Source organism: Sinorhizobium americanum, assembly GCF_001651855.1.
GTDB classification, from domain to species: Bacteria; Pseudomonadota; Alphaproteobacteria; order Rhizobiales; family Rhizobiaceae; genus Sinorhizobium; species Sinorhizobium americanum.
Genome location: NZ_LNQC01000073.1, coordinates 67,840 through 91,803, shown reverse-complemented (window position 1 = coordinate 91,803; position 23,964 = coordinate 67,840). Strand labels below are relative to the sequence as shown.

22 protein-coding genes are annotated in these 23,964 nt (G+C 58.9%); 5 read left to right on the top strand and 17 right to left on the bottom strand.

Translation table 11 applies throughout. The features are described from left to right. Nucleotides 1–19 precede the first annotated feature (19 nt). The 13 genes from ATC00_RS22325 to ATC00_RS22265 all read right to left on the bottom strand — a co-directional run bounded on the left by ATC00_RS22325 (nt 20) and on the right by ATC00_RS22265 (nt 13,104). On the bottom strand, nt 20–220 hold the full coding sequence (locus ATC00_RS22325; RefSeq protein ID WP_064254490.1) for a 4Fe-4S dicluster domain-containing protein: 201 nt from the start codon (nt 218–220) through the stop codon (nt 20–22). A 30-nt stretch (nt 221–250) separates the two neighbouring features. Continuing rightward, nucleotides 251–1,732, bottom strand: coding sequence for a nitrogenase cofactor biosynthesis protein NifB (gene nifB, locus ATC00_RS22320; RefSeq protein WP_064254489.1), 1,482 nt, complete (start codon nt 1,730–1,732; stop codon nt 251–253). Nucleotides 1,733–1,962: 230 nt separating this feature from the next. Next, the gene (gene nifA / locus ATC00_RS22315; protein WP_064254488.1) at nt 1,963–3,711 is read right to left on the bottom strand and encodes a nif-specific transcriptional activator NifA; all 1,749 of its coding nucleotides are present in this window, start codon (nt 3,709–3,711) and stop codon (nt 1,963–1,965) included. Nucleotides 3,712–3,855: 144 nt separating this feature from the next. Continuing rightward, nucleotides 3,856–4,155 (bottom strand): ferredoxin family protein, encoded by a 300-nt coding sequence (locus ATC00_RS22310; RefSeq protein WP_064254487.1) that lies wholly within the window; start codon nt 4,153–4,155, stop codon nt 3,856–3,858. A gap of 12 nt (nt 4,156–4,167) precedes the next feature. Continuing rightward, a complete protein-coding gene (locus ATC00_RS22305) occupies nt 4,168–5,475 on the bottom strand; it encodes an FAD-binding protein (protein ID WP_037390214.1) in 1,308 nt (435 codons plus the stop codon). Between the two features lie 12 nt (nt 5,476–5,487). Next, the gene (locus ATC00_RS22300) at nt 5,488–6,597 is read right to left on the bottom strand and encodes an electron transfer flavoprotein subunit alpha/FixB family protein (protein WP_064254486.1); all 1,110 of its coding nucleotides are present in this window, start codon (nt 6,595–6,597) and stop codon (nt 5,488–5,490) included. A 15-nt stretch (nt 6,598–6,612) separates the two neighbouring features. Beyond that, a complete protein-coding gene (locus ATC00_RS22295; RefSeq protein WP_037390212.1) occupies nt 6,613–7,464 on the bottom strand; it encodes an electron transfer flavoprotein subunit beta/FixA family protein in 852 nt (283 codons plus the stop codon). Nucleotides 7,465–7,649: 185 nt separating this feature from the next. Beyond that, complete coding sequence (nifW, locus tag ATC00_RS22290; protein WP_037390211.1) at nt 7,650–8,033, bottom strand: nitrogenase stabilizing/protective protein NifW; 384 nt, start codon at nt 8,031–8,033, stop codon at nt 7,650–7,652. Between the two features lie 146 nt (nt 8,034–8,179). Then, the gene (locus ATC00_RS22285) at nt 8,180–9,331 is read right to left on the bottom strand and encodes a homocitrate synthase/isopropylmalate synthase family protein (RefSeq protein WP_064254506.1); all 1,152 of its coding nucleotides are present in this window, start codon (nt 9,329–9,331) and stop codon (nt 8,180–8,182) included. A gap of 22 nt (nt 9,332–9,353) precedes the next feature. Next, nucleotides 9,354–10,544 (bottom strand): cysteine desulfurase NifS, encoded by a 1,191-nt coding sequence (gene nifS / locus ATC00_RS22280; RefSeq protein ID WP_064254485.1) that lies wholly within the window; start codon nt 10,542–10,544, stop codon nt 9,354–9,356. Continuing rightward, nucleotides 10,541–11,341, bottom strand: coding sequence for an iron-sulfur cluster assembly scaffold protein (locus ATC00_RS34145; protein ID WP_412458415.1), 801 nt, complete (start codon nt 11,339–11,341; stop codon nt 10,541–10,543). Before ATC00_RS34145 ends, nifS begins: the two co-directional genes overlap by 4 nt. Nucleotides 11,342–11,383: 42 nt before the next feature. Beyond that, nucleotides 11,384–11,704, bottom strand: a complete 321-nt coding sequence (locus tag ATC00_RS22270) for an iron-sulfur cluster assembly accessory protein (RefSeq protein WP_064254483.1) — start codon at nt 11,702–11,704, stop codon at nt 11,384–11,386. Between the two features lie 635 nt (nt 11,705–12,339). Further along, nucleotides 12,340–13,104: a hypothetical protein gene (locus ATC00_RS22265; protein WP_234782404.1), complete on the bottom strand. Its 765-nt coding sequence runs from the start codon at nt 13,102–13,104 to the stop codon at nt 12,340–12,342. Nucleotides 13,105–13,364: 260 nt separating this feature from the next. Here ATC00_RS22265 and ATC00_RS22260 point away from each other — a divergent pair, with 260 nt between their 5' ends. Next, entirely contained in the window at nt 13,365–14,021 is a 657-nt protein-coding gene (locus ATC00_RS22260) for a nitrogen fixation protein NifQ (RefSeq protein ID WP_037390206.1), read from the top strand. 51 nt (nt 14,022–14,072) lie between these two features. Here ATC00_RS22260 and rpoN read toward each other — a convergent pair whose 3' ends face one another. From rpoN to ATC00_RS22240, 4 genes are all read right to left on the bottom strand, one after another. Then, complete coding sequence (rpoN, locus tag ATC00_RS22255; RefSeq protein WP_072642864.1) at nt 14,073–15,527, bottom strand: RNA polymerase factor sigma-54; 1,455 nt, start codon at nt 15,525–15,527, stop codon at nt 14,073–14,075. A gap of 77 nt (nt 15,528–15,604) precedes the next feature. After that, a complete protein-coding gene (locus tag ATC00_RS22250) occupies nt 15,605–16,144 on the bottom strand; it encodes a peroxiredoxin (RefSeq protein WP_064254481.1) in 540 nt (179 codons plus the stop codon). A 571-nt stretch (nt 16,145–16,715) separates the two neighbouring features. Continuing rightward, nucleotides 16,716–17,570, bottom strand: coding sequence for a radical SAM/SPASM domain-containing protein (locus tag ATC00_RS31505; RefSeq protein WP_072642865.1), 855 nt, complete (start codon nt 17,568–17,570; stop codon nt 16,716–16,718). Nucleotides 17,571–18,210: 640 nt separating this feature from the next. Continuing rightward, a complete protein-coding gene (locus tag ATC00_RS22240; RefSeq protein ID WP_064254479.1) occupies nt 18,211–19,026 on the bottom strand; it encodes a calcium-binding protein in 816 nt (271 codons plus the stop codon). Nucleotides 19,027–19,847: 821 nt separating this feature from the next. Here ATC00_RS22240 and ATC00_RS22235 point away from each other — a divergent pair. The 4 genes from ATC00_RS22235 (at nt 19,848) to ATC00_RS22220 (ending at nt 23,805) form a co-directional block, all read left to right on the top strand. Further along, nucleotides 19,848–21,026 carry a cytochrome P450 gene (locus tag ATC00_RS22235; RefSeq protein ID WP_082912504.1) on the top strand — a complete coding sequence of 393 codons (1,179 nt, stop codon included), beginning with the start codon at nt 19,848–19,850 and terminating at the stop codon, nt 21,024–21,026. Between the two features lie 32 nt (nt 21,027–21,058). Further along, the gene (locus tag ATC00_RS22230) at nt 21,059–21,307 is read left to right on the top strand and encodes a ferredoxin (protein ID WP_064254477.1); all 249 of its coding nucleotides are present in this window, start codon (nt 21,059–21,061) and stop codon (nt 21,305–21,307) included. Between the two features lie 213 nt (nt 21,308–21,520). Beyond that, nucleotides 21,521–22,066, top strand: coding sequence for a nuclear transport factor 2 family protein (locus ATC00_RS22225; protein WP_064254476.1), 546 nt, complete (start codon nt 21,521–21,523; stop codon nt 22,064–22,066). A gap of 122 nt (nt 22,067–22,188) precedes the next feature. Further along, a complete protein-coding gene (locus tag ATC00_RS22220; protein ID WP_064254475.1) occupies nt 22,189–23,805 on the top strand; it encodes an SDR family oxidoreductase in 1,617 nt (538 codons plus the stop codon). The last annotated feature ends 159 nt before the right edge of the window (nt 23,806–23,964 follow it).

Here is a 23,964-nt window from a genome sequence, read left to right as displayed (position 1 = left end):
GCCGGGGGGGGAACCCCGACTATGCCGGAACGGGAACGCAGGTCTTTGGCACTGGACATACGTAGGCACATTGCTGCAGCTCGAAAGCTCCCTTGCATTCGGTGCACTTGTTCGGATCGATCACGTAGGCCTCGCCCTTGAACTTGATCGCGCCGGAGGGACATTCGAACTCGCAGGCACCGCACTGGGTACATTGGGATGCGATGATCCTGAAGGCCATTTTCAGCTCCTCGTTCGGTTGGAATCGGGCTCAAGCAGTGGCCGTCAGTGGTTCGGCCCCAGACTCTTCGGCATAAAGTGCGCTGATGGCCGTTTCGATGTAGTCATAGCCATAATCGTCAATTGCTCGGATACCAGCATCCCTGAGCTGATCTTTGGGGCAATCTCCAATTTTGGCGCACAGGACGATATCTATGCCTTCGAGCGCGGCGATGGCAGTCTCGAGCGCATGTTCCTCACCCCAGCCGCCGCGGCAATACTGCTCTACCTTGCGATGCCCCACGAAGTTGATACCGCTCGCCGAGGCTTCATAGACCTGGAATTCCTTTGCATGTCCGAAGTGTTCGTTGATTCGGCCGCCGCCCTTCGTTGCCACTGCGAAATGAAGCGATCCGTTGGAGCCCGCCGCTTTGATCATTCCGATCGCCTCCTTCTTGGCAGCCAGGTGATCGTCTCGCTCGCGCGCGACCACCTCACGATAGGCCTCGCGCTTGCTGGCGTCGTAGCTGACCTCATCCGGGATCTGATCGAGGGTAAATTCGCCGCCGCGATCCTCGCCGAGCAGGCCGACTGCATCGGCCCGGCACTGCCGACAATGGCGCATCAGCTTCGCACCCCCACCGAGACGATCTTGAAGCGCCTTCAGTTCGGTCGCCCGCGGGCCGCGCTGACCGGTCAGGCCATAATGCGTTCCATGCGCCGGGTCGGAGATCAGCGGCATCACGTTGTGCAGGAACGCACCGCGATCCTTGACCCATCTGTTCACCTCGAGCAGGTGCTCGTCGTTGACACCGGGGATCATCACCGAATTGACCTTGGTGAGGATGCCGCGCGCCGTCAGCATCTCCAGACCCAGCATCTGCCGCTCATGCAGGATTCTGGCGGCTTCCAGCCCGGTGAAGCGGCGGTGGTCATGAAAAATCCACGGGTATATCTTCGCGCCGACTCTCGGATCGACCATGTTGATGGTGATCGTCACGTGATCGACATTCATGTCGGCAAGCTCGCCGACATGGTCCGGCAGCGCTAGACCGTTGGTTGAAAGACACAGCTTGATATCGGGGATCTCCCGGGCCACGCGTTCAAATGTCGCCTTTGTTTTCTTCCAGTCATAACAGGCATCGCCTGGTCCGGCGATGCCGAGCACGGAAAGCTGCGGGACTTCATTGGCGACCGCAACGACCTTTCTGAGCGCCTGGTCAGGCGTCAGCTTTTCCGAGACGACCCCGGGCCGGCTTTCGTTGGCGCAGTCATATTTACGATTGCAGTAGTTGCACTGGATATTGCAGGCTGGTGCGACCGCGACGTGCATGCGCGCGAAATAATGGTGCGCTTCTTCTGAGTAGCAGGGATGATCCTTGATCTTCTCCCAGACAGCCGGCTCGACGTCGTGCGGCTTTGCGGACGAACCGCACGATGACGCGGCGCAAGCAGTGGACTTCGCGGTGGCCAGCAGCTGGTTCATGGTCGTGGTGCTGGTCAGACTCTTGAGCGAAATCATCGGTGGGGACATTGAAGGCTCCGTTGCTGCGTAACTTCGCGGTTCAGAAAGCAAAGGCCATGCCAATGAAAAGAGCTGCTCTTTTCAACAGCTTAGCTTTTTTGTCCGCTTCCCTCCATTTGCGACCAGACAGTCATTTGTAAGGCATTCGACATGGACAAGACACGAGGTAAGATGGCGGGGCGGCTCGAGTGCATGAGGGGAGGAGGGCAGGTCGGGCCTGCCGTTCGACCACACCAGGTCTAGAACTTCTTCACCTCGATTTGATGCCGGCGGATGGCATAACCTACCTGACGTGGCGTGAGGCCGAGGAGGCGAGCCGCCTTGGCCTGAACCCAGCCGGATTTCTCCATCGCGTCGACCAGCCGTTCGCGCTCAGTCAGGCGCGCACCGATTGCAGGGCAGGCAGGATCGTTCGGATCACAGGCCTTGGAGGAGACCTCGCCTAGAGAGGCGCCGTCGCGCCTGGCCGCGAACGGGGATCCAGCCGACATTGTCCTCTCTCTGGTGGGCTCATCGATGCCATTGTCGCCGATTAAACCGTTCGGTCCCTTCCACAGAAGCGCGGAGAGGCACTGGCTGTTCTTGCAGGCGAAATCCAACGGACCGATCGTCCTTGACGGCGCGAGAGTTGCCGTCCTTCGCACGCAGTTTTCAAGTTCACGGACGTTCCCGGGGAAGCGGCATTGCGAGACCAGGTCAAGCGCCGCCGGCGCGAATGTGAGTTCGCGGCCATTCTCCTTGTTGAATCGCTTGAGGAAAACTTTTGCAAGGCGAGAAATGTCGCCGGGTCGATCCCTGAGCGGCGGCAACACAATCGGCACTACATTGATGCGGTAATAAAGATCAGCCCTGAACTCTCCATTGGCGACAGCCGTTTCGAGATTCTTGTTGGTGGCGCATATGAGCCGAACGTCGACCTTTAGCGTTCTGGTGCCGCCAACCCGCTCCAGTTCACCTTCCTGCAAGACGCGCAACAGCTTGGCCTGAAATGCAGGCGAGATTTCGCCGATCTCGTCAAGCAACAGTGTTCCGCCGTTTGCCAGTTCGAAACGGCCCGCGCGCTGCGAGATAGCCCCGGTGAAGGCACCCTTCTCATGCCCGAACAGCTCCGATTCAAGAACGCCTTCGGGCAGCGCGGCGCAGTTCAATCTTACGAAAGATTTCTTCCTTCGAGGTGAAAGCTCATGGATGGCCTGTGCAAAGAATTCCTTGCCGGTGCCGCTTTCGCCCCGCAGGAGTACGGTGGTGTTGGTCGGGGCCACGGCCGAAACGGTTGCGAGCACCTCCTTGACAGCGGGGCTTTCCCCGACGATCCAGTCGATTTTGGCAGGCAACCGCCCGCCGATGTCGTTCCGCTCACCGTCGGGAGAGCTCTCGTGGCTGCGTTCCTCGTCCGTGAGCCGCTTATCATCGATGCCAAAACTGCGATGGAGCCAGATCGTCTGGCCGACAAGGTTGGCGACCATTGTGAGAAAGCCTACGTCATCGTCATGGGGAATGTCGATGGTGTCGCCCCTGACGCGAAAGATCGACAATGTGCCAAGTATTTTGCGCTCGGCCTTTACCGGAACACCAATAAAGCGGCCTGGGATGGTGGTGCCGATGGAAGACGCTTGACGGTCGAGTTGAAGGAGCTCCGACTTGCTGGCATCCTGTATGACGACCGGTGCTCCGGTAGCAACGATCTCGTCAATTGTGGCCTGGGATACAACTCGGCCGCTGCCGGAGTGAGGTGAGGGTGTAATGCCCGCAGTCGCGACAATTTCTGGCTCGTTTTCATTTTCCAGGACGACGATTGCTGCGTCACGCATTTCCAGCATCGAGGAGAGGATGTTCACGACATTGGTGAGCGTGATCTCCAGCCGGGTAGGTGCGGTCAGGACTTTCGATATCTGGTAAATTCCGCTGACAAAGGGATCCGTCTTGTTGTTCGTGCCTGATCCAGACCGCCCTCCTTCTTCGAACCGACCGCGCAGCATGTGAGCCATTGAAATTCCTCAGTGGTTGTCAGGTGCTCCTCCCAAGCGACCTTTTGCTTCTGAACTTTGGAAGCATATTACCCCAACTCCTTTTTGCATGTTTTCGACAACCTGAACAAGCGAATGCTGGTTCCGATACGCGCGCGAGCCTCGTCATCCAAACTTGAAGAGGACGCCGTAGCCGCCTCGCGGGTAATTCCACTCGATCTCACCACTTGCCTCGCACAGGATCCTGCATGTGCCGCATTCCATGCACCCGTCGGCGGTGATCTCGACTTGGCCGTTGTCATTCAACTCATAGCATTTGGCCGGGCAAACGCTCGTCAGGGCGAAGAGGTTCGCGCTCGGCCACTTGTGCGGTCGCACTTTAATGTGCGGACGTCCTGAGTCGACGACGTAGCGGTTCTGGTAGAGCTTGTCCTCTACACGTAAGTTGGTGACTGCAATCGTCATCTCATCTCTCCTTCAGCGCCAGGCGAATGCCAAGCGCACTGCATCACCGACCAGCCCCCATCGCGAACGAGCCTTGATGAAGGCGGCAGTGGTTGCCCGTTCCTTATCGAGCTTCGGGGTGCTGTCGACACGCATGAAATTCTGTGCCGCCTGCGACAGCAATTGCGGATAAGTCGTGAAGAAATTGCGGGAATTCGTGTGAAGAAGGGCAGGCATATCCTTGTATTTCCTCAAGTCTTTGATGACGAAGGACTTGTCCAGCATTGACTTGTAGAGGGCGAGGTTTTCCTTCGTCATTGGCCGCCCGCCTTTCCTGACCAGGAAGATAGCCTCACCGGCAAGGCGCCCGGACGTCATGGCGAGGTTGGATCCTTCGCGGTGCACCGCATTGTTGAGCTGGGCTGCGTCGCCTACCACCACCCAGCCGTTTCCGAAGAGCTGCGGGATGGCCCTGTAACCACCTTCCGGAATGAGATGAGCGGCATATTCCTTGACCTCCGAACCTGCGATCAGCGTCCGGATCGACGGATGGTTCTTGAAGCTTTCGAGCAGCTCGTAAGGGCTCTCCATTGTCGCGGCGAAATCCGAGACGAGGCAGCCGATGCCGATCGAGATCGACTCTTTGTTGGTATAGAGGAAGGCGAGCCCGGCCATGCTGCGGGAGATGGTGCCCGCCGCCTCGATCACGCAGCCTTCATTTGCCTTCAGGCCGAACCGCTGGTCGATCACCTCTTCGGGCAGGAAATGCATTTCCTTGACTGCGAGCGCCACGTTTTGAGGCTTTGGCGTCTCACGCAAGCCAGCCCGCGTCCCGAGAAGCCCATTGACCCCTTCTGCGAGAACGACCACGTCCGCAAGGATCATGTCGCCGGTGCGGTCGGTAAGAACGCCGATCACCTTTCCGTCGCTGTCCCGGGCGAGTTCCGTCACCGTCGTCTCGCAAAGAACCGTCGCTCCCGCCTCGCGCACCTTGCGGGAAAACCACTTGTCGAACTGGGCGCGAATGACCGTATAGCGGTTGTGTCTTGACTCGTTGAAGTCATCCGACCGGTACTGCATCCCGATGTGGGATGTGTCGTCCATCATCCAGAAGCGCTGCTCGATCAGATGCCGCTCCAATGGCGCATCATCCCGAAAGTCAGGGATGATTTTCTCCAGCATGTTGGAGTACATGATGGCGCCCTGGACATTCTTGGAACCTGGGTATTCGCCGCGCTCCAGCTGCAGCACCTTGAGGCCGCGGCTCGCCATTGTGTATGCGGCTGCGTTGCCGGCCATACCGGCCCCGATCACGATGGCGTCGAACTTTTCCTCGGTCATGGCCCGTATTCCTCAGTTCGCAAGCTTGTCGCGACTGTGCGGCGACAGCCGATGGGTGAAGACTTCCGTCAATGACGGCAGGAAGCGGATTGCATCGGTTACGACGCCGAGGTGAGCGAAATCGAAGATCGGCGCGTTCGGGTCGGTATTGATCGCTACGATGAGATCAGCTCCCCCGACGCCAACCCGGTGTTGGATGGCGCCCGAGATTCCGGCCGCAATGTAGAGCTTCGGCCGGATAGTCTTGCCCGTCTGGCCGATCTGCCGATCAGCCGGCATCCAGCCCTTCTGGACCAGTGGGCGCGAACAGCCATATTCGGCCCCAATCACCCGTGCGAGATTTTTCACGAGCTTCAGGTTCTCGGCCGCGCCGAGACCGAGACCGCCGGCAACCACGACGTCGGCATAGGCGAGGTTGGCGTTCGAGGACTGGCCGTCGGACAGGAAACCGAGGGCCTTGGTGACGATCTCTTCCTCTACCATCGGCACTTCGTGCTGAATGACGCGACCGACCGGCTTGTTCATTCGCTCCGGCATGGCCATGACCCTTGGCCGCACCGTGGCCATCTGCGGGCGGCAGTTGAGCGTGTAGATCGTGCAGAGCAGGGAGCCGCCGAAAGTCGGCCGTGTTGCCGCAAGCGAGCCGTCGGCATCCACGTCGAGTTCGGTGCAGTCGGCGGTTAGCCCTGTCAACAGCGTCGTCGCCACGGAACCGGCAAGATCGCGGCCGAGCGTCGTCGCACCCAAAAGCAGAACCTCCGGTTTGTAGGTCTCGACCAGATCCGTCATCGCTTTGGTGAAAGGCTCGTTGCGATAGTCGGCGAGCAGTGGGGCCTCGACGATGTAGGCAAGGTCGGCGCCATATGCGAAGGCCTCGGCGACGGCATGCCAGGTAGCCTCCCCCGGCGGGCCCAGAACGACGCCGGCAAGCTCGACGCCCAGCTTGTCAGCGAGCTTGCGGCCTTCGCCGAGCAGCTCGAAGGAGACGGGATGAACCTGGCCGCGTTCCAGTTCGATAAAGACCCAAACGTGCCGATAGTCCTTGAAATGCTCTGGCAGTTCCTTCTTCATGCCGGCCCGGCCAGCGGCTGGAGGAGGGGTGTCTCGCTTCGTGTCCAACATCGGCTCTCCTTGCCATCAATCGTCGCCGTCGAAGGCGAGCTCGTCTTCCAGCGCCGGCTGGCGCGAGAAGATCCCGGCGATCAACTCTTCAGCAAGATCGCGGGACGTCTTTTCGGTGGTGTCGATCTGCTCTGCTTTTTCGGCCCGCGCAGTTGGGGCGAAGACGCGCTTGACGACGGTTGGAGAACCGCGCAGGCCGCATTTGGTAAGGTCCTCAATGCCGGCGTCGGCCGCGTTCCACTTCACGATCTGGCTGCGTGCGGCGCGGAGCGCGTCGTCGAGCGAGCCGCGGCGGATCTCGTTGGTGCCTTCCAGCATTGTGATGAGGCAGGGGAGCTTGGTCATTAGCGTCTGCGTGCCTCCTTCCGAGCGGCGCTCCACGGTGATCTCGCGCGCATCGAGATCGATCGAAACGATCTTCGCGACGTAAGTGAGCTGCAAAAGGTCGAGGCGCTTGGCGATGCCGGGCCCGACCTGGGCGGTGTCACCATCGATCGTCTGCTTGCCCGTGAAGACGATGTCAGGCGCACCGAAGGTCTCTCCGATCTTCGCAATGGCCTGAGAAAGAGCGAATGAGGTCGCCAGGGTGTCGGAGCCGGCAAAATACCGGTCGGTCAAAAGGACGGCGCGGTCGGCGCCATAAGTGAGGGCCTTGCGCAATGCGTCCTCTGCCATGGGCGGCCCCATGGTCAGTACGGTGACCTCGCCGCCATGGCAGTCGCGCAATCTGAGGGCTTCTTCAAGGGCGAACAGGTCATAGGGGTTGATGATGGTCGGCACCCCCTGACGCATGATTGTGTTCGTCACCGGATGGACGCGTATCTGCGCGGAGTCCGGCACCTGCTTGATACAGATTAGGATGTGCATGGCGGTCGCTTACTCTTCCCTGTCCTAATTTTCCGGCTCGTCGCCTTTAGCCAGCATCATTTGTGCCAAACGCTCCGCACTCTCCTATGCGACTGAAAGGAATGTAGATTTCCGGACAAGGGGGTGTTTGCGCCGCTACTGGTTTGTCGGAGTTTCGACAGCATCTTGTCGCAAGCGCGACGCGCTCATTCCCTCCCAAACGGTTTCAGGACGGAGTCTAACGGGACAAAGGCGCGGGCTGATGTGGCGGGATTATCCGGATCGTGATCCTTGAGCACCTTGAAGACCCGGTGCTTGAGGGGCGATGAAGTCGCGAAATCCTCGTAGGCCCGTTCCAGCATGGCGTGGGCCCGGGCCGCGATCACCTGATCGGGTAGACCGGAGAAGTCCTCTTCGGCGAGGTATTGGCCCATACGCTTCATGATGTGGAGTCGCGAGACATCGAGCACTTTCGGGTCATAAGAGACGCCAAGCACTGCAAAGAACTCCTCTGCAGCCGACAGACCCTTCAGCCGCGCGAGGATGTCACTAGCATTAATATGGTCAGTCCTATTAGAGCACTTGCACATTGTATTCTCCGGTCGACGATAGATGGCGCGTTAGAATCGGCAAGCACGCCGGAGCGTTACTGTCATCGGCGATCACGGAACGCTTTTTTCACGGCGTACGGCTGCCATATCGACCAAGCCGGCGGAGCGGAATGACATTGTCCGGCTCACTCGCTTCCAAGATAGCGGTCTGACGATGCACGACATAGTTCGTCGTAAAGCTTGACCAGTTGGGTTTCAGTGACGGTCGATTTGGTCTCGCACGCCTGGGAGCGGACGCGGGAGATGATCGCGGCTGCTAGATCCGGGTCAAGTTCGCGCCCCTTTTCTTTCAGCACTTGTGCAATGGCAGTGGCGTCAGAATGCTTGCCGATGACAATCTGTTGGCGGCGGCCAACGAGAGCCGGATCGAGACCCTGGTAAGTACAGGGTTCCTTGAGCAGCTCTGCGACATCCAGTCCGGTTTCCTGGGTGAAGCTATCCGCGCCGACCACCGGCTTGATGGCTGGTATGCGGCGGCCGACGACACGCGCCACGTGGGCGGCGAGCTCGGGTAACGCTTTGAGGGCAATGCCGATATTTTCGCCGTCGAGCACAGCCAGTGCTGCAGCGACCTCTTCGAGCGCGGCATTGCCGGCGCGCTCGCCCAGGCCGCCGACGGTTACGCAGGCATGCCACGCCCCGGCGCGGATCGCCGCCAGCGTGTTGGCGGTAGCAAGGCCGAAGTCGTTGCGGCCATGAAATTCCAGATCCATCAGGAACTGTGACGCCAACTCGGAGACAAGATCGAACGTCGAGAAGGGGTCGAGAACTCCGATTGTGTCGGCCAGCCTGACGCGGCTTGCGCCCGCGCGCGCAGCCGTCTCGATCACATGGGCGAGATGAGCCCGGTCGGCGCGCGATGCATCCTCGCATTCCACCGCCACGAAGAGTCCCCGATTGGCTGCGCGCCCGACCATCCTCTCGACGACTTTGAGCGCTCCTGCCCGATCAAGGCCGAGCTTGCCGGTCAGTTGGATGTCCGATGCGGGCAGGGCCAGATTGACGGCGGGCACCCCGCATTCAATTGCTGCGTCGAGATCCTCTGACGTCATCCGGCACCAGGCGACGAGCCGAACGGGGAGACCCAATGCGACCACCGCGCGAATTGTTTCGATCTCGTCGGGGCTGATGCCCGGCGTGCCGATCTCGATTTCCCAGACGCCGGCGGCGGCGAGCGACTCGGCGAGCCCCAACTTTTCTGCCGTAGTGAAGGCGACGCCAGGCGCCCGCTCACCGTCGCGCATGGTGGTATCGTTGAGAAAGATTTGCCGTTTCATGAGCCGAGGCCGCCTCTTCTCCTCAGCGCAGACCAGATCGCCGCTCTTCCGCAGGCGATCCATATCGGGGCATGTCGCGCAACTTCTCGACTATCCCGGGTATCACCTCGAGCACCCGGTCCACATCCTCCTCGCTGTTGTGGCGTGAGAAGGAGAAGCGGATTGTCCCGTGTGCCGCGCTATCAGGGTAGTTCATTGCCTTCAAGGCATGGCTCGGTTCCAGCGAGCGGGAGCTGCAAGCGGAGCCGGAGGAGCAGGCAATCCCATAACGGCTGAGGAGAAACAGCATGCCATCGGCTTCGACCTGGTGGAAGGAGATGTACGCAGTATTCGGCAAGCGCTCCAGCGGGTCGCCGGTGACGACGGCGTATGGAACACGCTTGAGAACACCTTTCTCCAAGCGGTCTCGCAGTGATTTTATCCGTGTGTTCTCATCGTCCATGAATTTCAAGGCGAGTTCGGCTGCTTTGCCTAACCCGACTATGCCAGGCGTATTCTCTGTACCCGCACGCCTGCCCCGTTCCTGGTGCCCTCCCTTGATCAGCGAGCGGAAGGGTACGCCACGCCTTATGTAAAGTGCGCCGATCCCTTTCGGACCGTGCAGTTTATGGCCGGAGAGCGAAAGCATGTCGATTGCAGTCGACTTGAGGTCGATTGGAATCTTGCCGACGGCCTGGACTGCGTCGGTATGGAAAAGGGCACCGACCTCCTTTGCTGAATTTGCGAGTTCGATCGCGGGAAAGATCGTACCCGTTTCGTTGTTCGCCCACATGATCGAGACGATTGCCACACGCGGGCTGAGCGCGGCCTTGTACGCGTCGAGGTCTAGCCGCCCAAGGCGATCAACTGGGACCCTGTGCACCCTGATGCCCCGCGTTTTCTCAAGATCCGCGCAGAGCGTCAGAACGGCGGGATGCTCGACCGTCGAAGTCACGATCTCCGTGCGCTCAGGCATCACCTCAAGCGCCGAAAGGATCGCTGCATTGTCGCTTTCCGTCCCGCCTGAGGTGAACGCCATCTCGTAGTCGAACTCTGCGCCAATCAGCGCCTGCAACTGCCGGCGCGCTTTCCTAACAGCCCCGCTGGCGGAGGAGCCAAACGCGTGCGTCGAAGAAGGATTTCCAAATTGATCCGTGAAGAATGGCAGCATCTCTTCGACCACTTCGGGATCGACTCGTGTCGTCGCGTTGTTATCCAGATAGATAGATCTCATGGACGCATTCTCGGCTGGCCGGGAGCAACGTGAACATTTGTGTGCTCGACCCCCTTGCTTGCTCGTGCGCTTAATGACTGAGGCGGCCAGACACGGGACCGAGGCACGTGGTGACGTGAGGCAGCCTGAACACCGCTGAGATCAGGAGTGTCGCGGTCCCGACAGGCTTCAGGCGAACGCAGGTCCTTGACAGTGATGCGACAGGTCGACTTTGCATCGACGGCGGTCTTTGTTTTGCCGACACGCCTTCTCTCACGCAGTGAGGGCTTCGGTGAACATTGCTGCACGGCCCCCGACAAGCATTTCCTCCAATGCTTTGGAACATGTAACTCCGCTGCTACCAGGCTGCGTGTCGTGAGTGACTTGCCGGTTGGTGGCGAGACAGTTGATGCGGATGTCCTGATGATCACCCTTTCATCAACACTGAAGCTTTTGTACACTGGTGCGCCTCGCTCGCGAGGCCAGATGCGACCCATACCGCGGGTTTTGGCCCTTGCAACAATTCGCATTGCGGGACGTTGCGTCCTCTCCTGCAGCAGCCTATCGATAAACCCCGCCGTCTCCCGATGGGTCAGGCGGCACGCTTCGCCGGCAGTCGTACCGACGATGCGCTCGGCACATTCCGGCAAGGCGGCAATCGCAGAGCTGCAGCGCAACAACTGGGATTTCGCGCCAGTGATCGCTTCCGCATCGACTTTTGTGATCCGGTCAAGCCTATTGCCGCAGGAGATGGCGCCGACCCTAGTGACCTCAAGAACGCCGGCATTCACATCGTTGAAGAAACATTCTTCGACCATCTCGAAATAGTTCCCCATGGCTTTTTCCCTTGAGTCAGGTGATCAGCCAAAGGATTTTCCGCAGGCGCACGTCTTTTGCGCGTTCGGATTGTCGAAAACAAATCCGGCGGATTCGACCTCCGTGACGAAGTCGACGGTCATGCCAGCGACTTGCAATTGCGATGCGACGTCTACGAACACCTTTACTCCGTCGGCCTCGATTATGGCGTCGTCCTCGCGCGGCGAGCTTTCCAGCCCCATCAGGTATTTGAAGCCTGAGCAGCCGCCCGCCTGGATCATGATTCGAAAACCTTCCACCGGCTCGGCGGATCGCGAAAGAGCAGCTTTCATGACGGCGACGGCATTCTCGGTGAGCGTGATCATGCGTTGGGTTCCCTCGGACGGATGCGTTCGGCGGGCAATCACGCATCCGCCGTGCCAAAGGAAAAACTGTTTGCAAACAACAATATGCCTCTGACACTGGTGTCCTATGTCCGACATCGTCGCACATGGGACAGGAAACCGGGCTCCAGCCGATACGTTGCAACAAAGTATCGTTGTTGGGTTGCCCTTAACTGGACTTCGCCTCGGCTCGCTCTCCGCGGCACTGCCAAGTCATCGATGGTTGCTGCAGATTGTGCCCGATGTCGTGAGATGCATTTTCTCACGCGGCAGTTGTTACCGGCTGACGTCGCAACACCCTGTGCAAGATCATGAGCGTATTTCGGCGAGATCGGCTGAAAGTGCGGCGTGTGCGCCTGGGTTCGCAGACCCGCTCTGACCTGGTTCCAGCCTTATGAATTCTCCCACGTTCAGCGAGTCTGGCAAGATTCTGCCGCGACCGCAATTTCCTCACTGTTTGAGGGTTGGGGCGGAAGAACGCCTTGCCTTCGAGGCTTGCGACCAGGACAGTCTGGTCGCAGAGATGCGAGCGAAGGCCCGTCAGGTGCGACAGGCGCTTTTGGAAGGCTAGCAGAGACCTGGTGTGCCGCACGGGCGGGGCGTGGGCATTGACCTCTTCACTCAACGGCTTCGAGCGTCTCGAAGTGAAACGGGCCGCGTACGCCGGTTGAAAAGCGCTCGGCCGCATTGAGCGCCATCGCCACCCTTTCGTGAGGCGGAGAGTCGGCCGATGCGAAAAGCGCGCCCAGTGCGATTTGTTGGCCGCATCCACAGGCGTCGTAGCCATCAGCCGCCTCGCCAACCTGATAGTCCGTGTGGATTTTGAAGAGCCGTCCGTGATAGCCGACGAGGAAGGTGCCACCGGTCTCAGCTTCGTTGTGCTTCTGTGCGAAGCCGCCATCTTGCAGGCATCGGCGAAGCGCGTTGACAAACTCGGTTACCATAAATGCGTAGACATCTGTTTTAGCATGCTTTTCCGGCGGATCGAAGGAGTGTGCCAACAACTGGCCCAATCTAAAGGAGCCCGTAAATCCGAAGATGAAGTCTTGCTTGCGGAAAACCTTGCGATCGGCCCGGATGGTAAGCGATTGGCCGCCCACACCAGCGCTGTCGCCGCCGATGTGAACTGACCCATTATTGGTAAGACCGACAATGCATGTCATTCGCCGCTGCTCCTCCTCATGTGGGCTACATCCAGCCTTCTGAATATCGATGGTCGCGCGAGCAGCCTGGGCGTGGCCCCACAGCTTTCGCTTGCCCCGAGCGTAATCTGCAAGCACCGTACCAACCAGCGCCCGAGCTTGGGCGATCGTGACACCTTTTGGGACGGTCTTCTTCGTTTCGTCTTCGGGTATCGGGCACAGCGCGCCACGTGCTCGCATCCGGCGGCGCCGAGAATCGACCCCGAGACGATTGTTTGACGCATCGGGAGGCGGCGCTGTCGGGTTTTGTCTGTTCCGAGACACCGTGTTCGACCCGTTCCTGCTCAAACTCTCATCTTAAGTTGTTGAATGAAGCTTGGAAAATCGGTTTCAGGAGGTTTCTCGCGCAGCTGGCACGAGTTTTGAAATTCCCGTGTCATGGGTGGCGGGACCTGCCGACCGATATGACATCCATGGATGAGAACGGAAGGACGAGCAGCATGTCAGATCGGCGTCAGATGCGCATTTTCTCCGGGACGGGCATCACCCGTGGAGTGCGTATATCCTACCGGTCCAGTCGGCGGCGACACTCACAATCGTCCGGCACTGGCGGGTGGCCGCGTATGGACCTCGAGATGGATTTCGACGAACATGTGCTTGCCTGTGTTCTTTCGCGTGCGCTGGAGGAGATCGAGGCGGGAGAGGCGACGGCGACCGAGGCAACCGGCCTCTCAAGTGGAGAGTTGCTGGACATCCTGACGCGCTGTTTTCCAACAAGCCTCATCCACGGCTTCTCCTTGGATGAGGTGAGCGATCCCGAGCCGGGCATGGAAGAAGAACTTCTGCGTCGCCTGCTTAAGACGCATGCCCGCCCCAGCAACCCCGCGAGCGCCCGTTTCGCCAAGATTGTCGCCCGGCGTGCCTTGCGCGATGGCCATCTCTGGCAGGAGCTCGGCCTCGTCGACCGGTCCGAGCTCAGCCGTTTGCTTGAAACGCATTTCCCTAAGCTCGCGGAGGGCAACACAAACAACATGAAATGGAAGAAGTATCTCTACCACAAGCTCTGCGAGGCTGAAGGCTTTTCCCTTTGTTCCGCGCCGAGTTGCCGGGAATGCAACGAGTTCAAGAGTTGCTTCGGACCGGAGGAAGGCGGCTAGGCGGCCTCGCCGGGATACGCTCGGGATCATTGGCCAGCGAAACGGGGGCCGTCAGGCTTTTGATCGCCATTGAATCCGTACACGATTTTCGCGGCGGCGTTGCACGGAGGAGGGTATGTTCATTGCCTCCCGATACTTTGTGACGGTGCGGCGCGCAATGCTGATGCCGGTTTCCTTGAGCCGGGCGACGATTTCATCGTCGGAAAGCACTTCATCGGCGGCTTCTGCGGCGATGATCGCCTTGATGCGATGGCGGACAGCTTCAGCGGAATGCGCATCCCCGCCTTGGGTGGAGGCGATCGCGACCGTGAAAAAGTACTTTAGCTCGAAGACGCCGCGCGGAGTGAGCATGTACTTGTTCGATGTCACCCGACTTACAGTCGACTCGTGCATCTCGATCGCCTCAGCGACGGTCTTAAGGTTGAGCGGCCGAAGATGGGCAATGCCATGCTCCAGAAATACATCCTGTTGGCGGACGATTTCAGTTGCTACCTTGAGGATCGTTTTGGCGCGCTGATCGAGGCTGCGAACCAGCCAGCTCGCGTTTTCCAGGCATTCGTTGAGGAATGCCTGATCTGCTGAATTGTCTGCGGTCAGGCGAGAGACTTCGGCAAAATAGGTTTGGTTGATGAGCACTTTGGGCAGAGTGTCGGGATTAAGCTCGATTTGCCATCCACCTCCTGGCGAGGGCAGAACCCAGACGTCGGGTATGATATAGTCCGGAGCTCCGGATTGGTATCGGTTTCCAGGCTTGGGATCGAGCGTGCGGACTTCATGCAACATGTCGAGGAGGTCGTCTTCGTCAACTCCGCAATGCCGCGTCAAAGCCTGAAAGTCGCGTTGCGCCAGCATCTCAAGATTGGCGATCAACGCCGCCATCGCCGGGTCGAAGCGATCTCGTTGGCGTAGCTGTATCTCCAGGCATTCGCTGAGAGTTCGAGCGAATATTCCGGGTGGATCAAGGAGCTGCAAGGTTCCGAGAACCCGTTCTACATCAGCCTCTTGGACATTCAGCCTCAGGGCGAGCTCCAACAGGTCTACATGAATATACCCAGTGTCTTCCAGATGACTGGCAAGCTCGCCGGCGATCAGCCGCTCCTGTGGCGTGAATGCAGTAAGGGCGATCTGACGGGCGACATGGTCGTGCAATGTTTCCGCTGAGGCGGCAAACTCCTCCAGGGCAGGCCTTTCGCCGGCGGCGGTGTTGGTTGTGTCGCGGATCGACTTCCATTGCCCGAGCAGTTCCGAGTTTTCGGCCCTCGGCCCATCTGCGTTGTTTGCGCGCGCGCAGATGCTTGGATCTTCCCCCGGGGAGGTCGATGAATCGGCAGAGGCGGCGGTATCGTTTGACGCCAACTCCAGGAATGGGTTCTTCTCTATTTCCTGCTCGACGAACTGATGCAGTTCGGCATGCGCCAGTTGCAGCAAGCGTATCGACGCGATGAGTTGGGGCGTCATCACGAGCGATTGCTGCTGACGCTGAAGAAGGCCTACAAAGGGCTCCATGAAGAGCGAAACTCCTGTCGAGCGACGCACTTTGCCGTGCGTGATGGTAGCGGTGAAACGGTGGCTGCTCCTCTAGATCATGCGGCGGCCGGGGCCTTCAGCCTCTCAAGAATATTTTGCGGAGAAGTGACGCCATAGGGGTCGGCTTCGCAGTTGTCGGACAGGCCTTCCTCCTCGAACCACTGCTCCACCACGCCATTGTTGATTATTGCTGCGTAGCGCCAGGAACGCATCCCGAATCCGAGATTCTCCTTGGCGACCAGCATGCCCATCTTGCGGGTGAATTCGCCCGAGCCGTCGGGAATGAGCTTGACGTTTTTCAGCCCCTGGGCCCTGCTCCAGGCGTTCATGACGAATGCATCATTGACGGAGAGACAGTAGATCTCGTCGATGCGCTCCTTCCGGAACTCGGTGTAGAGATCCTCGAAATCGGGTAGCTGATAGGTGGAGCAGGTCGGGGTGAAGGCGCCCGGCAGCGAGAACAGGATTACCCGCTTGCCCTTGAAATAGTCGTCCGACGTCTTGGTTTCCCACCGGTATGGGTTTGGCCCACCGATAGACTCATCGCGAACACGCGTGCGGAACGTGACGAAGGGAACCTTCCTCTTCATGGCCATCAATATTGCTCCTCTAGGGTAGTAACTAACGCAGTGCTGCTTAGTTAAGGCTCACGCTGATCGACCTAGCCGACATTCCGGTCAAGCAAGTGCCATGCCGATTCCAGATTGCAGGGATCACGCTCTCTTGCGCGGGTCGTCGCGTTTGCTTTGTTGCCTACGTGTCTAGGCCGCGAACTTTCCTGTGTTCGAAGTCAGACAAGAATGTCGGCCCCCCGACCAAGCACGTCGGACCGCGTTCCATAGGTGCGGCGACGATCGCCGTTGCGGCGGTGTGTTGCAAGCAGTATGGCAAGGCTTGACTGCCACCTCCTATAGCCGCGCCTTGGAAGATTTCGCCGATGCTAGCGCTCAGGTGACGTCGAGGAGATCATTTGGCGCTTCTGGGGCTCGACCCGAGCTTTTGTAGCGTTTAGCGTGAACGTTCGAAACAAACGAAATATGACAGCAGGAGATTGCTTGCCATTGAGTAGTTTGGAGGGATTTGCTCGCGTACGTGCAGCTGCTACGCCCTCAAGGCGGACAGCGGTCATCAACTTCACGGCGCTCCGTCGGCATAGAAATCAGCAATCTACTTTTTAGCTTCGGCAAATTCACATACCCTGCAAAGCAAAAAACCATCCTTGCCGTTCATGCGATCGGCGATTTCCCTAAAAACTGGCCCTTCGAAGAGTTCTTGATATTCGTCGCGCAGGAGATTGCCCAAGACGTGGCGCCGCTCGAAATCCATGCAGCAGAGAGCAACGTCGCCATTTGGGAGAAGAACATTCCGATACTGTCGTTCCTCAGCACATGTCAGTGCTCCGACCACGCGCGGTCGAGTTTCGACGATCCTAGAATCGACGCTTCCACCTCTGCTACTCAGCGGTCGCGTCCGAACTAGCGCTCCCGCAGGAACTATCCCGGCGATATCGGGATGGACTTCACCCAACACTAGAAATCGAATTGAGGGAATATCTGAGTCGACCAGTTCACGGATCAAGTCCAGATATTTTCCACGGACAAGGCGGCTATTCATGTACGCGCCGTCATCGAAAACATGGACCACAAATACCCTGAAGCGCAGCGCCTGCAAGCGTCCTAGATCGCGCCTGTTCATTCCTACAAGTGTCGTGAAAATCCGGATGCCATGGCCGGACATGTGAGCATGCTCGACCATTTCGGTGCAATCCGGATTGAGCCAGGGCTCGGAGTAGCCGGCAAAACTAACGTCTACAGCTGTCGGTACGCGCGCCAGGCATCGCTTGAAATCGTCAAGACAAAGATGCTTCACACGGGATACTGCTCTTTGCCGGTTGGCGAACTTTTCCTGCGGACAATAAGAACATCCGACGACGCAGCCTGTGGTGGTCGTTATTTCCAGTACCCTGCCGCCAGGAATGGCAGCGCGCAATTCCTGCAGGTTTGTCGAGTTTGACTCGGCCACTTTCTGGATCTCTCAATTGACCTGGAACAAAAGGCATTCCCGACAGACAGCCGTCGAGTGCACCCTTCGTGACGGCTAATCGTCCATCTTCTCGAACGAACTGCCCGGAGCAGTGTTTTTGTTAGTAGCTCTAGTGCTTTGATGGGATCTTGCCAAAGAAGAACAAGGGCCACCATTGGACTGAGGTAGATAATCACGCATTGCAGCGGTTTGATCGTGAGGACCATGCCATGCCAACGCGCAAGCGCGCGACGTTGCGAAGGCGCATCTGCCGGGATTGGGGACTCAATCCCGCGGTCCTGTGAGCGCTGAGCTTCGATAGGTCGACCTATCACTATACCTCCCAGCTTCTGAGCGTTAGTGCCGCGTTAAGGCCACCTATGTTGAAGATGGCCGCGATGTGCCTCATAGCAGACTGGAGGAACTCGGGGTGCTTTTGCCCATGAGTAGCTGCTCGCAATCGCGGATTAACGGTGCAAGGGCGCCGCGGACGCACTGGCGTTGATAGAGCTTTCCGAGAACGGCAGGATTGTCGGACTCGGCGTCTGGAGCGACGCCTTTTTCAAAGTGCTTTTCCCAATGAAGGGCGAGCTGCAACTATACAGATCACCAATCCATGTGCGCCAAAGTCGGTCCCGCATCAGAAGAACATGAAATCCGACGCGGTCAGGCCCAGGCCAGCCAAGTGGAGCAAACTTTGCACGTTGCCAAGGTGCGCGAAGTCGTCCACTTGGTTCTCGGAGGTAACATAACCCAGGTCCGCCGTCATGGTCTTATAATTGAAAAAGGCTATTATATCGCCTGCAGCCTCGCCGGAGATTTCCCTGGCTGCCGCCGAGCCATCGGCGAAACTGTGATCAGTGATCACTACGACGTGCTCGCCGTTCGCTCCATCGGCGGGGCCGCTGTAGAAAGTGTCCACCTGATTGCCACGCGTCGCGTGGTTCACGAAATTCGCTTCAATACCATCGCTGCCAAGACCTACTGCATCGAAGGTGAAAGTATCCTGCGCTGGGTCAAAATCCACAATGGTGGTGTGGTCAGCGTTTGGCCCGTAGTTTTTATCAATTCCAGGGGCCGGGTTGTGGAACTGGAATACAAAGGTGTCCTGGCCGGCACCCCCGGTCAGAGAGTCTCTACCGTCGCCCGCGAAGAGGACGTCGTCGCCGGGGCCGCCATAGAGCTTGTCGTTGTCCGCATTGAGGATGGTCGCAGCGAGGATGCGCGGTTTGCCGCGGCCAAGGTCGCCGTAGAGGTAGTCGTTGCCCTCGTCGCCAAAGACGTGGTCATTGCCCACGCCGCCGAAGACCCGGTCATTGCCCTCGCCGGCCGAGATAGAGTCGCTGCCGGTACCACCATCGATCCAGTCATCTCCCGTCGGATCGAGGATTACATCATCCCCATCGCTGCCAAAGAGACTGTTGCTACCCTGGCCGCCTCGAATTGTGTTTTCCATTGCGATCCACCTTATCTAACAGCCCGACGACGCGTCGCTAAACTCATTCATATGCCTTGTCGGCTAGTTAGAGTAATTGATTGTTTGGATAGAACGCATTGACATAGCGGATGTAACCGCCACGTGCGCTTCGCCAAAACTTAGAACTGACATGGCCTCAAGCTGGACCGATTTCGGTTAGAGTTTTCCCTTTCTTTCCCCCAGGAAAGTCACCGGAGAACCCTATCCGGTGCTCCAGAAACCTCGGGCGGTTCAGCAGGCACAGGCCTCCCGCGTGGAGGTAATCGTGCTCAAGTATGTGATGGCAGCCATTTCATCCCGCTTAGGCCGGTTCATACTTGCGATTGGATTGCGGCGTTCGCAACGTTCTCTCTCGCGTGTCTACCCGCAAGGCTCCTTTGTGTCCGAAGCAGAACAACTATGTCGGAAACCGGACCAAAATAGTTGTCCAAGGCATGCAGCTGGTGTGGATAAGTCGTGCGGCGGCAACGGCACGGAACTTGCATCGATGCTTTGGCAGGGCGGATGGCCGCAGTACCTCAAGGAGCTCACGGGTGATTGATCAACATCTGAACTTCAGCGCGCGTAAGCTCAGTCTTCCTGGACCAGGGGCCCGGATGCTCTGCTGCTGAGATTTGCGACCGATCTCATCCGCGCTGGTGCGTGGGTCGGGGGAGCGTTCAGCAGATGGGGGATAAGACGGGGCCGCCCCAGTATTCAACATCGATGATCGCCGGGCGAAAAGTCGAGTGCATGAGTGCATGACCTTGAGGAGACACCACGTGGCCTGCAAGCCGGTTCCAGATCATGTCCCGCCCGAAATGGTGAAGGACTTTAGTCTGTTCACGTCGCCTGGCATGGAACGCATGCCCAACGGGGATCCACACGCAGCTGTCGCTTGTCTCCATGACGCGCCGCCGATCTTTTACTCTCCCAACAACACGCGGGATGGCCGGGGAACCTGGGTCATCACGCGCGCCAAGGACCAGCGTCGAGTGCTGCAGGACACCGCGACATTTTCCAGCCATCGCAGCATCTTTGCCTCCGCGCTCGGCGAAAACTGGCCGATGATACCACTGGAACTTGACCCACCTGCGCATGGCGTCTTTCGCTCGCTGCTGAACCCGCTGTTTTCGCCTAAGCGGGTCATGGTTCTGGAGCCGGTCATTCGTGAGCGCGCGATTACGCTGATCGACAGGATCTTGGCGGCGAGCACAAGCTGTGACGTTATGAAGGATTTCGCGTTCCCCTTTGCTGTCAGTATCTTCCTTGGCTTTCTTGGTCTATCGGATAAGGAACGGGACACGTTTGTCGGCTGGGGAAGGGATCTGCTTCACGGAGAGAATGTCAAACGAACGGCGGCGGCCCTGGCGATCGTGGGGTTTATCGACGAACTTGCAGCCATGCGCCGCAAGGAACCGGCCGGCGATTTCATGAGCTTCGCAGTTGGGGCGCAGGTCAACGGTCGCCCGCTGACCGATGAGGAGGTCCGTGGCATCGGGGTCCTTCTGTTCGTCGCGGGACTCGACACCGTAGCAACGGCGATAGGATTTGACCTAGCCCATCTCGCCCGCAATCTTAAAGATCAGCAATTGCTGCGCAGCGAACCGGATCGGATCGGACTTGCCTCCGAAGAATTGCTGCGCGCCTATTCGACCGTACAGATGATCCGCGTGGCAACGAAAGACATCGATTTCGATGGCGCGCCCATCCGCAAGGGCGACTACATTTCCTGCGCCACGATGATTGCCAATCGCGATCCGGAGGAATTCGATTGTCCCAATACGATCGATCTGGCACGGGAAGACAACCGCCACACCGCCTTTGCCCATGGCCCCCATCGTTGTCTTGGTTCGCACCTTGCCCGGAGGGAGATCGTCATCGGTCTGGAGGAATGGCTGTCCCGCATTCCCGACTTCCGTATCAAGGGAGGTACGGCACCCATCACCTTTGGCGGTCATGTGTTCGGAATCGAGAATCTGATTCTAGAGTGGTCCTGACCATAGGCGCGGTCAAAGACATGGAGTAGCGCATGCGCATCATCGTCCACAAAAACAAATGCCAAGGGCACGCTCGCTGCTGGGCGCAGGCGCCGGACATCTTCAATCTGGATGACGAAGGCTACATCCTACCTGGAGACATCGAGGTAGCGGAGAGGGACGAACTCCTCGCCTCTCGAGGCGCTCGATCCTGCCCCGAGCGTGCGCTGGAAATCGATGCCACAGCCGATGCCTTGCTCACCCGGCTATTGTTCAATCAAGCCTGTGGAGGGGTCAAATAGAAGGCAGCCGCGGAGACCAGGATTGCCTCTGCCCAAGCAACGGGTTTGTCCAAGCTCCGCGAAAATCTAAGGCACTGAGCTGTTTCAGTCGACGCGCAAGCGGGCAGGCAGGCGCGCCGTGCGGCTGCTGACCGGCGAATAACACCGAAAACTGCACCTGCATAACGGGATGCGCGGACACGCCTCTTCCAACTCAAGACTTGCGACAAGGCCATGGACCACAAGAAAATTGTCGAATTACACGACCGCGAAGCGATCCGCGACTGTCTCTATCGGTACTGCCGCGGGATAGACCGGGCGGACGAGGCGGCGCTGCGTAGCTCCTACTGGCCCGACGCGCATGACAATCACGGGGCGTATGCCGGTTCGGCTGAGGGTTTCATTGAGTTCGCGCTGGGTGTCTTCAAGACCGAACCGCGCAACATCCATCAGATCACGAACATTCTAATCGAGTTTATCAGCCCGACTGAAGCCGCCGTCGAAAGCTACTTCACTGCGCTCCAACGCGGGCCGGACGGCGGCAGGACAATACGCCAGGTTCTCCTATGTGGTCGCTATTGCGACCTTTTTCAGAAGCGGGAAGGGGAGTGGAGAATTGCCGAGCGCACGGTGGTCTACGATTGGCTCGAGGAGCAGACACCTCAGGCGATGTCAGAGATTGAGCGGTTCGGTCTCAGGCAGCCGATCGGAACATCGCATCCGGATGACCCGATCTACGCGCTTGGCAAACGCCGCATTCCTTCACGAGTACGAAAATGAGGCGGTTCGTTGGAATGCACCACATCTGTCGGGGCCTAGACTGCGTCACCATAACTTGCCGCCGTACGCGACGGGCCCCTTCGCCTCCAAAACGCTAACGCTGGTCAGGAGAAATTATCTTCATGAAGCAAGCAGAACGCGTCATCATCATTACAGGCGCTGCAGGCGGAATTGGCCGTGCCTTGGTCGATGCTTTTGCAGAGCATGGAGACACGGTCGTCGCTGTAGACCTCCCGGGCAGCGGCGTGCTCGAATTGGTCCGCGGTCTCGGCGCCGGACATCTCGGCCTTGAGTTCGATGTCTCGCGAGAGGATGATACTCTTGCGCTTTATGATCGCGTCGAGGCACGGTTCGCGCAGATCGGCGTGCTCATCAATAACGCGGGTGTCGGGCCGTCAATGGCTTCGACCATTGACACCGGTGTCGACGTTTTCCGACGTGCCTTGGGAGTAAACCTGATCGGTCCCTTTGCCATGGCCGGAGAAGCCGCACGGCGTATGCATCCGGGCGGTGTCATCATCAACGTCGCCTCTCTGGCGGGCGTGCTCGGCAATCCCCGGCGTAACGCCTACGCCGCCTCGAAGGCAGGCCTGATCTCGATCACGAAAACATTGGCATGCGAGTTGGCGCCGCGCGGCATCCGCGTGACGGCAGTAGCGCCCGGCTATGTGCGGACGCCGATGGTGAGCCAACTGGAACGTGCCGGCAAGGCGGATCTCGCTGCTATTCGCCGACGCGTACCGATGGGGCGCATGGCGCGTCCGGACGAGATCGCCGGGGTTGTGCGTTTTATGGCTAGCCCACGGGCGGCCCACGTCAACGGGTCGGTTCTGACGGTTGATGGTGGTTGGATGTCTTTCAACCAGCCGGGCGACGCGCACCCACCGGTGTATGGAACACCAGAAGCCGAACTCTCCCGTCCAGCCGATTACAGCGGGGAGCGAATCGTGCTTGTCACGAGCGGAGCGAACGGTATAGGCGCGGCCATTGTTCGAAGCTTTGCCGCAAACGGTGATACCCTCGTAATTGCCGATAGAGACGGCGCTGCGGCGGCAAAGCTTGCGGGCGCTCTCGGTGGCAAGCACATGGCGAAACCTGTGGACCCTGCCGTCGAGAGCGACGTGGTGGCGCTTTTCGACGAGGTACGAGGGCGCTTCGGCAAGCTAGACGTACTCATTAACGGTAGCGCTGCGAACGAGCCTTCTGTTGCGGTGAGCCAAAAACCAACAGAACAGGTCCAGCGTGTCCTGGATGTCAATCTCACCGGCGTGTTCACCTGCGCGCGTGAGGCGATCAAGATGATGCGCCCCGGAAGCGTAATCCTCAACGTTGGATCGATGGTCAACTTTCTGCCCCTCCCACAGCGTCACGCCTATGAAGCCTCCATGGCAGGGATCGAGATCCTGACACGATGTCTGGCGGCCGAACTAGGGCCAGTCGGTATTCGGACGGCCACCATCGCTCCCGGCTACATACGCGCTTCCGGAGGCTCCGGGTTGGCAGAGGTCGGCAGCGTCGCCCCGGAAGCGGTGAGCCGGCGCATCCCGATCAAGACGGGAGAACCTGAAGACGTCGCCGAAGCAGCGTTCTTCCTGGCTTCGCCTGAAGCCTCATACGTCAACGGGTCGACCTTATGCGTGGACGGCGGCTGCACGTCCTTTCATGAAGCTGGATTTGAAAGTGGAGTCAACGAAGAATACCCGGTGGCGGCCGCCAAATGGTTGTCGATCATGCCTTAGTGGGTGAGCGACGGCACGCTGCAATGATTCCAGCTTTCGTGGCACGACCTTCGAATGGCGAGCGAATCGTCGACCGTCGAGTTCGCAAACGTCCTCCATGAACATCAAGTCGCGACGCCGTCGATCAGCCGGATCGAGAACCCTCCCGTACCGAAGGAT